Origin of the sequence: Streptomyces sp. NBC_00354 (genome assembly GCF_036106915.1) — a bacterium.
Taxonomy (GTDB): domain Bacteria; phylum Actinomycetota; class Actinomycetes; order Streptomycetales; family Streptomycetaceae; genus Streptomyces.
Genome location: NZ_CP107983.1, coordinates 2,164,942 through 2,176,996 on the forward strand (window position 1 = coordinate 2,164,942; position 12,055 = coordinate 2,176,996).

Here is a 12,055-nt window from a genome sequence, read left to right on the forward strand (position 1 = left end):
GACGCGGCGGGCCCGTACGGGAATCACTCCCGTACGGGCCCGCCGCGTCATGTGCGGGGTACGGCCGGCGCTCAGAACTCCGCGTTCTGGCCGACCTTGTGCAGCCGGCTGTTGCGGTAGCCGTAGGCGAAGTAGACGATGATGCCGATGACCATCCAGATGCCGAAGCGCAGCCAGGTCTCGGCCGGCAGGTTGAGCATCAGCCAGAACGAGGCCGCGATCGACACGATCGGGACGAACGGCACCCACGGGGTGCGGAAGGACCGGTGCAGGTCGGGGCGGGTCTTGCGCAGGACGATCACGCCCAGTGCGACCACCACGAAGGCGAACAGGGTGCCGATGTTCACCAGTTCCGCGAGGGTCTCCAGGCTGGTGAAGCCCGCGACGATCGCGATGATCCCGCCGAGCAGCAGGGTCGCCCGGTAGGGGGTGCGGTACTTCGGGTGCGTCACGGAGAAGACCCGCGGCAGCAGTCCGTCACGGCTCATCGCGAAGAATACGCGGGTCTGGCCGAGCAGCAGGATCATGCACACGGTGATCAGACCGACGGCCGCGCCGAGGCTGATGGCGCCCGAGAAGAATGGCTGGTTCACCGATTTGAAGGCTTCGGCGAGCGGCGCGGTCGGGGACATCTCCGAGTACTTCTGCATGCCGGTGACCACCAGGGTCACGGCGACGTAGAGCACGGTGCAGACCAGCAGCGAGCCGAGGATGCCGCGCGGCATGTCCCGCTGGGGATTCTTGGTCTCCTCGGCCGCCGTCGCCACCACGTCGAAGCCGATGAAGGCGAAGAAGATGAGCGAGGCCGCCGTGAAGATGCCCATGACGCCGAAGTTCGTGGGCGCGTAGCCGAAGAGCAACTGGACCAGGGGCGAGTGCCAGCCGCTGACGCCCTCGGCCTGTGGCTGGGCCGGCGGGATGAACGGCGAGTAGTTGTCGGCCTTGATGAAGAACAGGCCCGCGACGATGACCAGCAGCACGACCGTGACCTTGATGGCGACGACGACCGCAGTGATGCGGGCCGAGAGCTTCGTCCCGACGACCAGGATCCACGTCAGCACCAGGACCAGCAGGAACGCCAGCAGGTCGAAGTGGCCGCCGGCATCGGGGCCGGACAGGGAGGTCGGCAGGGTCCAGCCGAGGTTGGTGTCCATGAGGTGGCGCACGTACCCGGACCAGCCGACCGCGACCACCGCCGTGCCGAGTGCGAACTCCAGCACCAGGTCCCAGCCGATGATCCAGGCGGGCAGCTCACCGATCGAGGCGTACGAGAAGGTGTACGCGGATCCGGCCACCGGCACGGTGGACGCGAACTCGGCGTAGCAGAGCGCCGCGAGAGCGCAGACGATGCCCGCCGCCACGAAGGCGAGAGAGGTGGCGGGTCCGGCGTTGTTCCGGGCCGCGATGCCCGTGAGGACGAAGATGCCGGTGCCAATGATGACACCCACACCGAAAACCGTCAGGTCCCAGGCGGAGAGCGACTTCCGGAGCGCGTGTTCCGGCTCCTCCGTGTCACGGATGGACTGCTCCACCGTCTTGGTGCGGAAGGGGCTGTTCATATCCCTACTCACCGACGCACCTCCGAACAGGTGTCGACGCACGCGAACGGGCCGGGAGGCCCACCCCTTCAAGGGTGATCTCCCGGCCCGTGACGTGCAACCGCGCGGCGATCTAGTGGCCGGTACCCGTCCTAGTCGACGGCGGCGGCCGGCTCGGTGTCGAACCGCCCGTCCAGCTTGGCGACCAGGCCGGTGACCTGGCGGGCGATGTCCGGCGCGGTCAGCCCGATCTCGGCCATGATCTCCTTGCGGAGGGCGTGGTCGAGGAAGCGCTGCGGGATGCCGAAGTCGCGCAGCGGCACGTCGACACCCGCGTCGCGCAGCGCCTGCGCGACGGCGGAGCCCACGCCGCCGGTGCGGCCGTTGTCCTCGACGGTGACGACCACGCGGTGCCGGTCCGCGAGCGGGGCCAGGGCCTCGTCCACGGGCTTGACCCACCGGGGGTCGACGACGGTCGTGGAGATGCCCTGCTTGTCGAGCAGGTCGGCGATCTCCAGGCACATCGGGGCGAGCGCGCCGACGGATACGAGCAGTACGTCCGGACGGGTGACCTCGGGGGCCGGGGTGCGCAGGACGTCCATGCCGCCGATCCGGCCGACGGCCGGGACGGCCGGGCCGACGACGCCCTTGGAGTAGCGCACGACGGTCGGGGCGTCCTTGACCTCGACGGCCTCGCGGAGCTGGGCGCGCAGCTGCTCGGCGTCGCGCGGGGCGGCGAGCCGCAGGCCGGGTACGACCTGGAGGATGGACATGTCCCACATGCCGTTGTGGGAGGCGCCGTCGTCGCCCGTGACACCGGCCCGGTCCAGGACGAAGGTGACCCCGCACTTGTGCAGGGCCACGTCCATCAGGACCTGGTCGAAGGCGCGGTTGAGGAAGGTCGCGTACACCGCGAAGACCGGGTGGACCCCGCCGGTGGCGAGGCCCGCCGCCGAGGTGGCGCCGTGCTGCTCGGCGATGCCCACGTCGTAGATGCGGTCCGGGAAGGCCTCGGCGAACTTGTTGAGGCCGACCGGGTGAAGCATGGCGGCGGTGATGCCGACGATGTCCGCGCGCTCGTGGCCGAGCTTGACCATCTCGTCGGCGAAGACGGAGGTCCAGCTGGCGGCGGCGGTCTTGACCGGCAGTCCGGTGTCCGGGTGGATCACGCCGACCGCGTGGAAGCGGTCCGCCTCGTGCTCGAGGGCCGGGGTGTAGCCGCGGCCCTTCTGGGTGAGGCAGTGCACGATGACCGGGCCGCTGAAGCGCTTGGCGCGCTGCAGGGCGGACTCCAGGGCCTCGATGTCGTGGCCGTCGATGGGCCCGATGTACTTCAGGCCGAGGTCCTCGAACATGCCCTGCGGGGCGATGAAGTCCTTGAGGCCCTTCTTGGCGCCGTGCAGGGTCTCGAAGAGCGGCTTCCCGACGACCGGGGTGCGCTCCAGGAGCTCCTTGCCGCGGGCCAGGAAGCGCTCGTAGCCGTCCGTGGTGCGCAGGGTGGCCAGGTGGTTGGCGAGGCCGCCGATGGTGGGGCCGTACGAGCGCTCGTTGTCGTTGACGACGATGACCAGCGGGCGGTCCTTGGCGGCGGCGATGTTGTTCAGCGCCTCCCAGGCCATGCCGCCGGTCAGCGCGCCGTCGCCGATGACGGCGGCGACGTGGTGGTCCTCCCGGCCGAGCACCTCGTTGGCCTTGGCGAGGCCGTCGGCCCAGCCCAGCACGGTGGAGGCGTGGGAGTTCTCGATCACGTCGTGGTCGGACTCGGCGCGCGAGGGGTAGCCGGAGAGGCCGCCCTTGGTGCGCAGGCCGGCGAAGTCCTGGCGGCCCGTGAGCAGCTTGTGGACGTAGGCCTGGTGGCCGGTGTCGAAGAGGACCTTGTCCTTGGGCGAGTCGAAGACCCGGTGCAGAGCGATCGTCAGTTCGACCACCCCGAGGTTGGGGCCGAGGTGCCCGCCGGTCTTGGAGACGGCGTCGACGAGGAAGGACCTGATCTCGGCGGCGAGCTGGTCGAGCTCCTCCTGGCTGAGCCGGTCCAGATCGCGCGGTCCCTTGATGCGGGTCAGCAGCACCCGTGCCTCCTTGCAGTTGCTTGCTGGTCTGTCGAGTCTAATGTTCCGTCGGCGACCGCGGTCATCGGGCTGCCGCACACGGGTCACAGCTTTGTCATGGCTGTAGACATCCCTGTGCAGATCACCCCGATGTCACACCTCACATTCGGGCGTATACCCACACAGGCGTACGCACAGATGTACGTGCAGACGTACGCACGGATGCCCGGTGCCACACGGGGTGGCACCGGGCACTGTGACCGGTCTTACCGCATCGGACGCGGTGTCAGGCGCGTCCGGCCGTCTTCTGGGTCTTGCGGGTGACCGAGTCGATCACCACGGTGGCCAGCAGCACCGCACCGGTGATCATGTACTGGATCGGCGTGGCGATTCCCTCGAGAGCCAGACCGTACTGGATCGAGGTGATGACCATGACACCGAGGAGGGCGTTCCAGGTCCGGCCCCGGCCGCCGAAGAGGCTGGTGCCGCCGATCACGGCCGCCGCGATCACGTTCATCAGCAGGTCGCCGGCGCCGGCGCTCTGGTTGGCCGCCGCGATCTTGGAGGCCCAGAAGAGCCCGCCGACTGCGGCGAAGGTGCCCGAGATGGCGAAGACCGCGATGCGGATCCCGGTGACGTTGATGCCCGCACGGCGGGAGGCCTCGACGCTGCCGCCGAGCGCGAAGATGTTCCGGCCGAACGAGGTACGGCGCAGGAGGAAGTCCGTGCCGACCAGGACCACCACGAAGAGCACCACCGCGAGCGGGAGGCCCTTGTACTGGTTGAACACCGCGGCGGGGCCGAAGGTGAACAGCGCCAGCAGGCCCGTGCGCAGCACGATCTCGCTCATCGGGCGGGACGGGACACCCGCGGCCTGGCGGCGGCGGCTGTCGAAGAACGAGGCCAGGAAGTACCCCACCACGGCGATGGCGGCGAGGCCGTAGCCCGCGGCCACGTCCGAGAAGAAGTACGTGGTGAGCTGGCCCACGACCCCGTCGGAGTCGAGGTTGATCGTGCCGTTGCTGCCGAGGATCTGCAGCATCGCGCCGGACCAGAAGAGCAGGCCCGACAGGGTGACCGCGAAGGCCGGTGCGCCGATCTTGGCGAAGAAGAAGCCGTGGATGGAGCCGATCAGGGCGCCGCCGGCGATGGCGACCAGGATCGCCAGCCACTCGTTGACGCCGTGGGTGACGGCGAGGACCGCCACGATCGCGCCCGAGACACCGCTGACCGAGCCGACGGAGAGGTCGATCTCGCCCAGCAGCAGCACGAAGATGATGCCGACGGCGATCATGCCGGTGGCGACCATCGTGATCGCGACGTTGGTGAGGTTCTCCGGGGACAGGAAGTTCTCGTTCAGCCCCTGGAAGATGGCCCAGATGATGACCAGGCCGATGACGACCGGGACGGAGCCCAGGTCGCCGGCCTTCATCTTGCGGCCGAACTCGCTCAGGTAGCCGGCCAGCCCCTGCTCGCGCACGAGCAGGCGCGGGTCCACCGCGGGAATGGCGTCCGCCGGGGCGGCGGGGTTGGCGAGCTGGGCCACCTCTTCCGCATGGGTGTGGTGTTCGGTGCTCACTTGCGGGCCTCCCCGGTACGGGCCGCACGGCGGGTCACGGCGTTGTCCGTGGCTCCGGTGATGGCGGAGATGATCTCTTCCTGCGACGTGTCCTTGACGGTGAAGACGCCGTTGTTGCGGCCCAGCCGCAGGACCGCCACCTTGTCGGCGACGGCCTTCACATCGGCCATGTTGTGGCTGATGAGGATGACGGCGTGGCCGCGCTCGCGCAGCCGCTCCACCAGGTCGAGGACCTGTGCGGTCTGCTCGACGCCGAGGGCGGCGGTGGGCTCGTCGAGGATGACGAGCTGGGGCTCGCCGAGCATCGAACGGGCGATCGCCACGGTCTGGCGCTGACCGCCGGAGAGCGAGGCGATGGGGATGCGGACACTGGGGATCCGGATGGACAGGGTGGTCAGGAGCTCGCGGGCGCGGCGCTCCATCTCCACCTCGTCCAGGACTCCGCGGCGCTTGAGCTCGCGGCCCAGGAAGAGGTTGCCGACGACGTCGATGTTGTCGCACAGCGCGAGGTCCTGGTAGACCGTCGCGATGCCCAGGTTCTGGGCGTCGTGGGGCTTGGTGATCGAGACCGGCTTGCCTTGCCACTCGATGACTCCGTCATCGATGGGGTGGACGCCGGCGATCGTCTTGACGAGCGTGGACTTGCCGGCGCCGTTGTCGCCGACCAGGGCGACCACCTCGCCGGAGTGGATCTCGAGTTCTACGTCGGTGAGCGCCTGGACGGCACCGAATCGCTTCGAGACCCCTCGCAACGCCAGCACGGGCGCAGCGGACACATGAACCATCTCCTTCGCCGCCTGACCGGCGGGGATGTCGTGCAGTAAGTGCAGGAGCGGGGTGGACTGGGGAAATCGTTCCTGCCCGGCGCCCCACGGGTGGCGGGGGAAGAAGGGCGGGGCGCCGGGCAGGCGTGGTGGTCCTGGTGGACCGGAGGCCGCGGGGGCGGGCCTCCGGCCGGCAGGACGCTGGGGCCTCGGCAGGCCCGGGGGGACCTGCGTGCGGCCGGGACCGGCCCGTTTCGGGGCCGGGATGGCCTACAGAGGGCCTGTGTGAGGCCCGGTCGGCCTACTTCAGGCCGAGGGTGGTGCAGGCGGCCGCGTACTTGTCGGTGCAGATCTCGTCGGCCGTGTAGACACCGTCCTTGATGACAGTGTCCTTGATGTTGTTCTTGGTCAGCGAGACGACGGGGACCAGGACCGAGGGGATGCCCTTGTCGGTCGGGCTGTCGACCTTGGAGGTGGTGACACCGTCCAGCTTCTCGCCCTTGGCAAGCGCGACGGCCATCTTCGCGGCGGCCTCGGCCTCGGGGGCGTACGGCTTGTAGACGCTCATGAACTGCTCGCCCGCAACGATCCGCTGCACACCGGCGAGTTCCGCGTCCTGGCCGGTGACCGGGGGCAGCGGGTCCATGCCGGCCGCCTTGAGGGCGGTGATGATGCCGCCGGCCATGCCGTCGTTGGCGGAGTAGACGCCGACGATCTTGTCCTTGCCGATCGCCGAGATCGCACCCGCCATGTTCGTGTTGGCGTTCTCCGGCTTCCACTCCTTGGTGTCGTACTCCTTGCCGATGGTCACCTTGCCATCGAGGACGGAGTGCGCACCCTTCTTGAAGAGGGCGGCGTTCGGGTCGGTGACCGACCCGTTCATCATGACGATCTCACCGGCCTTGGCCTTGTCGCCCAGGGCCTCGAGCAGGGCCTTGCCCTGGACCTTGCCGACCTCTTCGTTGTCGAAGGAGGTGTAGGCGTCGATCGGGCCCTCGGCGAGGCGGTCGTACGCCACGACCGGGATGCCCTTCTCCTTGGCCTTCTTCACCGATCCGGCGATGGCCTTGGAGTCCACGGCGTCGATGACCAGGACGTTCACCTTGTTGGTGATCATCGTGTCGACCTGCGAGTTCTGCGTGGTCGCGTCCTGCTTGGCGTTGGCGTAGACCACCTCGGCCTTGCCGCCGGTGAGTTCGGCGACCTTCTTCTCGAAGAGCGGCTTGTCGAACTTCTCGTAGCGCGCGGTCTGGTTCTCCGGCAGGAGCAGACCGATCTTGATCGCGCCACCCGCGGCGGCGGAGCCGGACTCCTTCGGCTTCTCACCGGCCTCCTTGGCGCTGCCACAGGCAGCAAGGGAAGCGGCCATGGCGGTGGCGGCGACGGCTACGGCGGCTCTACGCATGCGCGTGTTCATTTCTTGAACCTCCCTGACGAGGCCGCAGCGTTGCGGCCGAGGTGGACGTGAGTCAACCTCGGCCGCAGTTTGCCGTCAAGGAGTGAATCCTTAACGAGATGACAACGGTGCCATCCGTTATCTAACTGAAGGCAAGAGCTTGAGGGTCGGCGAACCGGCCAGAAGGGTCGAATCGCCCATCTCGCTCAGCACCAGGGCCAGCGCGCCCAGCACCTCGGCCCGGCCGCCCAACGACCCGGTGAGCACGGACAGTTGCCGTGCCGCGCTAGGGATCGCGTACCGCCCCACCGACTCACGTATGGGGGCCAGGATCAGTTCACCGGCCTCCGCCAGCGAACCACCGAGCACCACGCGGCTCGGATTCAGAACATTGCACAGGTTCGCGACACCACTACCCACATGGCGGCCCACGTCGGCGATGACCCGGCGGCAGCCCGGATCGCCCTCCCGGGCGAGTTCGACCACCCGCTCCATGGTGAGCTCGGGCCCGTGCGTGCTCTGCAGCAGCGGCAGCACGTACCGGGCCGCGGCGAACGTCTCCAGGCAGCCGCGGTTGCCGCAGCGGCAGACCGGGCCGGACTCGTCGAGGGTGATGTGCCCGATCTCGCCGGCAGTGCCGCCGGGCCCCCGGTAGATCTGGCCGTTGATCACCAGACCGGCGCCGACGCCGCTGGCGACCTTGATGTACGCGAGGTCCTTGACCCCGCGGCCGCTCCCCCACACCAGCTCCCCGAGCGCTCCGAGGTTGGCGTCGTTGTCCACGTACACGGGCACGCCGAGGCGCTGCGACAGCTCCTGGCGCGGGTTGATCCCGGCCCAGCCCGGCAGGATCGCGGTGGAGCCGAGGGTCCCGGATTCCACGTCGATGGGGCCGGGGACGCCGAGCCCCACTCCGATGACCTTGTCCAGGCCCACCCCGATGCCTGCGATCAGCTCTCCGACCAGGGCTTCCGCCCGGTCGAAGCCGTCCGCCCACGAGGCGTCCACGTCCAGCGGGGCGGACTCCTCGGCCAGGACCTGGTGGGCGAGGTTGCCGACCGCCACCCGCAGGTGGGTGTGGCCGAAGTCCACGCCGATCACGATGCCCGCGTCGCCGCTGAGCGAGACGCTGCGCGCCCGCCGCCCGCCGGCCGAGGTGTCCGTGACCTCAACGGTCCCACCGTCCTTGAGCTCGCGGACGATGTTGGAGACCGTGGCCGCCGACAGTCCGGTGGACCGGGCGATCTCCGCCTGGGTCAGCGAACCCGCGAGCCGCACCGCCCGCACGACCCGTTCGAGATTCGCGCGGTGCAGTGAAGACTGCGATCCGGGAGTCTGCACGACTCATCCACTCCTGCCCATAAGCGACGGCCGACCGTCGCCCCCCGAGCCGGCATCGCGGCTTGGTGCTCCGAGACCCCGGCGTCTCTCCAACTTGTGAACCTTAAGTCGAGCCTTTGGCCCTCCAGACGTCAAGAGGCTGACACAGAACGAATCGACCTCTACCGGTCATAAGTATGAAAGACATCCCTCTAGATCGTGCTACGGTCGCCGAGGCGCCGGTCCTCTGCGGCCTTTCCGGCCGGATCGGGCGCCCTGCAATGACGGCGCTACGCAAGGAGGTGTTCGGGATGAGTCCCGATCGAAGTCCTTGCAGCGCTCTCGTCGGCTGACCTTGATCAGCTGATCCTTCCCTGAGTGCGCACGGCTGCGGTACACCACCGCCGTCCCCGTGCGTTTCGGCATTCCTTCTTTCCCCTCCCCGCCTTTCCTTCCGCATGCCCCGGCCCTTCCGCCGGGCGTGCGTCATCCATGCCCATCGGCGTGTCCGCCGGCGCTTCGCGCCGCCCTGCGCCGACCCGTGATCACTCCACGTGACCGCGCGGCTCCGTGCTGCCCGGACGCAGTGGAGGGAGGTATTCGTCATGACCATGCTCACCCCCCGCACCCCGGCCAAGCTCGCGCCGCCGGGCAAGGGCCGCCGCGAGCGCAAGGCCGCCGAGCTGGAGTCCCGTACCCGGCTCGCCGGCGAGCAGCTCGCCGGATTCAGCGCCCGCCCCGGCGCCCAGGTCCTGCAGGACCTTTCCGCCACCCGCAACGGCCTCACGCACACGGAGGCGGCGCTCCGCCTGGAGCGGCACGGCGCCAACGTCGTCGCCCACGAGCGCGCCCCGCGCTGGTGGGTCCAGCTGGCGAAGGCGTTCCGGAACCCCTTCATCGCCGTCCTGGTCCTCCTGGCCGCCGTCATGTGGTGGCAGGACCCGGCCGATCCCGGTGTCGTCATCCTCTCGGTGATGGTGGGGATCAGCGGACTGCTGCGCTTCTGGCAGGAGTTCCGCTCCGGCCGCGCCGCCGACGCACTGAAGAAGCTCGTCACCACCACCTGTGCGGTGCAGCGCCGGGCCGGCAGCGGCGCGGGGCCGACCACCCTCGAGGTGCCCATGGACCGGGTGGTCCCGGGCGATGTGGTGAAGCTGGCCGCAGGTGATCTGATCCCGGCCGACCTGCGGCTGATCACCTCCAAGGACCTGATGGTCGGCCAGGCCGCGCTGTCCGGCGAGTCCCTGCCGGTGGCCAAGGCCGACATTCCCCCTCGCTCCGCCGGGGGGACCCCCGGCACCGAGGACTCCGGTCGGTTCGAGACCACCGACCCGGTCGAGGCCGACAACATGGTCCTCATGGGGACTTCGGTCACCTCCGGCACCGCCACCGGCGTGGTCGTCGCCACCGGCGCCGACACCTACTTCGGCTCGATGGCCGGCTCGCTGGTCGGCGAGCGCCCGCAGACCAACTTCGACGACGGCGTGCGCAAGGTCAGCTTCCTGCTGATCCGCTTCATGCTGGTCATGGTCCCGGTCGTGTTCGCGGTCAACGGCCTCACCAAGGGCGACTGGGACGAGGCCTTCCTCTTCGGCATCGCCGTCGCTGTCGGCCTGACCCCCGAGATGCTGCCGATGGTCGTCTCCGCCAACCTGGCGCGCGGCGCGGTCGCCATGTCCAAGCGCAAGGTCGTCGTCAAGCGCCTCAACGCGATCCAGAACCTCGGCGCGATGGACGTGCTCTGCACGGACAAGACCGGCACCCTCATCGAGGACCGGATCGTCCTGGACCGCTACCTGGACGTGCACGGCAACGAGGACCACGAGGTCCTGGAGTACGGCTACCTCAACTCCCACTTCCAGACCGGCCTGAAGAACCTGATGGACCAGGCGGTCATCAACCGGGTCAACGAGGCCGAGGAGGTTGTCGTCGACGCACGGTTCTCGATGGTCGACGAGATCCCCTTCGACTTCGCCCGCCGGCGGATGTCCGTGGTACTGGGCCGCAACAGCATCGTGGGCGACCTCGGCCGCTCCGAGCACATCATGATCACCAAGGGTGCGGTGGAGGAGGTCCTGGACCTCTGCACCCACATGACGGACCGCGGCCGGAAGGTCGAACTCACCGAGCAGCTGCGCCGGCACGTCACCCGCATCGCCGAGGACGACAACCGCCAGGGCCTGCGCGTCCTCGCCGTCGCCACCCGCACGATGAGCACTGCGCGCGACACCTACTCCGTCGCGGACGAGGACGAGCTGACCTTGGTCGGCTTCCTCGCCTTCCTCGACCCGCCGAAGGCCGACGCCGCCCGGGCCCTCCAGGGCCTGGCCGACAAGGGCATCGCGGCCAAGGTCGTCACCGGCGACAACGACCTCGTCGCCGCCCGGGTCTGCGCGGACGTCGGCATCGACGTCGGGCACGTGGTGCTCGGCAGCGAGATCGACACCCTCGACGACCCGGCGCTGCGCGCGCTGGCCGCCCGTACGGCGGTCTTCGCCAAGGTCAACCCGGTCCAGAAGGCCCGGATCGTACGGGCCCTGCAGGCCGACGGCCACACCGTCGGCTTCCTCGGGGACGGCATCAACGACGCCGCGGCGCTGCGCGACGCCGATGTCGGCATCTCCGTCGACACCGCCGTCGACATCGCGAAGGAGTCGGCGGACATCATCCTGCTGGAGAAGGACCTGACCGTCCTGGGGCAGGGCGTGATCCAGGGCCGGACCACCTTCGGCAACACGATCAAGTACATCAAGATGACGGCGTCGTCGAACTTCGGCAACGTCTTCTCGGTCCTGGTGGCGAGCGCGTTCATCCCCTTCCAGCCGATGCTCGCGATCATGCTGCTGGTGCAGAACCTGGTCTACGACATCGCGCAGCTGGCGACGCCGTGGGACCGGATGGACGAGGAGTACCTGCGGGGGCCCCGCAACTGGGACGCCAAGGGCATCGGCCGGTTCATGGTCTGCATCGGCCCGATCAGCTCGATCTTCGACATCGCGATGTTCGTGATCATGTGGAACGTGTTCGGCGCCGACAGCGAGGCGAACCAGGCGCTGTTCCAGTCCGGCTGGTTCATCGAGGGCCTGCTCTCGCAGACCCTGATCGTCCACATGATCCGCACCCGGAAGATCCCCTTCATCCAGTCCCGGGCCTCCTGGCCGGTGATGATGATGACCGTCCTCGCGGTGCTGACCGGGCTGTACCTGCCCTTCTCGCCGCTGGCCGGGTCGCTGGGCTTCGTGCCCCTGCCGGCGGGCTACTTCCCGTGGCTGATCGGCGTACTGCTGGCGTACTGCACGCTGACGCAGCTCCTGAAGACCCTGTACATCCGCACATTCGGCAGCTGGCTGTAGGCGCCCGGCACGACGGCCGAACGGACGGCCGGGGGCGATCGGCGTCGCCCCCGGCCG

Annotated in this window: 7 protein-coding genes; 1 reads left to right on the forward strand and 6 read right to left on the reverse strand. The window is 69.0% G+C overall.

Translation table 11 applies throughout. The features are described 5' to 3' along the window. Positions 1 to 71: 71 nt before the first annotated feature. From OHT74_RS09715 to OHT74_RS09740, 6 genes are all read right to left on the reverse strand, one after another. Positions 72 to 1,559: an amino acid permease gene (locus OHT74_RS09715; protein WP_266672605.1), complete on the reverse strand. Its 1,488-nt coding sequence runs from the start codon at positions 1,557 to 1,559 to the stop codon at positions 72 to 74. A gap of 131 nt (positions 1,560 to 1,690) precedes the next feature. Then, complete coding sequence (dxs, locus tag OHT74_RS09720; protein ID WP_266662632.1) at positions 1,691 to 3,607, reverse strand: 1-deoxy-D-xylulose-5-phosphate synthase; 1,917 nt, start codon at positions 3,605 to 3,607, stop codon at positions 1,691 to 1,693. Between the two features lie 265 nt (positions 3,608 to 3,872). Continuing rightward, positions 3,873 to 5,165 carry a sugar ABC transporter permease gene (locus OHT74_RS09725; RefSeq protein ID WP_443047330.1) on the reverse strand — a complete coding sequence of 431 codons (1,293 nt, stop codon included), beginning with the start codon at positions 5,163 to 5,165 and terminating at the stop codon, positions 3,873 to 3,875. Continuing rightward, positions 5,162 to 5,950: an ATP-binding cassette domain-containing protein gene (locus OHT74_RS09730; RefSeq protein ID WP_266662634.1), complete on the reverse strand. Its 789-nt coding sequence runs from the start codon at positions 5,948 to 5,950 to the stop codon at positions 5,162 to 5,164. Before OHT74_RS09730 ends, OHT74_RS09725 begins: the two co-directional genes overlap by 4 nt. Positions 5,951 to 6,230: 280 nt before the next feature. Continuing rightward, complete coding sequence (locus OHT74_RS09735; protein WP_266662636.1) at positions 6,231 to 7,346, reverse strand: ABC transporter substrate-binding protein; 1,116 nt, start codon at positions 7,344 to 7,346, stop codon at positions 6,231 to 6,233. A 117-nt stretch (positions 7,347 to 7,463) separates the two neighbouring features. Then, complete coding sequence (locus tag OHT74_RS09740; RefSeq protein ID WP_266662638.1) at positions 7,464 to 8,666, reverse strand: ROK family transcriptional regulator; 1,203 nt, start codon at positions 8,664 to 8,666, stop codon at positions 7,464 to 7,466. Between the two features lie 584 nt (positions 8,667 to 9,250). Between OHT74_RS09740 and mgtA the strand changes: the two genes are divergently transcribed. Further along, positions 9,251 to 11,998: a magnesium-translocating P-type ATPase gene (mgtA, locus tag OHT74_RS09745; RefSeq protein ID WP_328620041.1), complete on the forward strand. Its 2,748-nt coding sequence runs from the start codon at positions 9,251 to 9,253 to the stop codon at positions 11,996 to 11,998. Positions 11,999 to 12,055 lie beyond the last annotated feature (57 nt).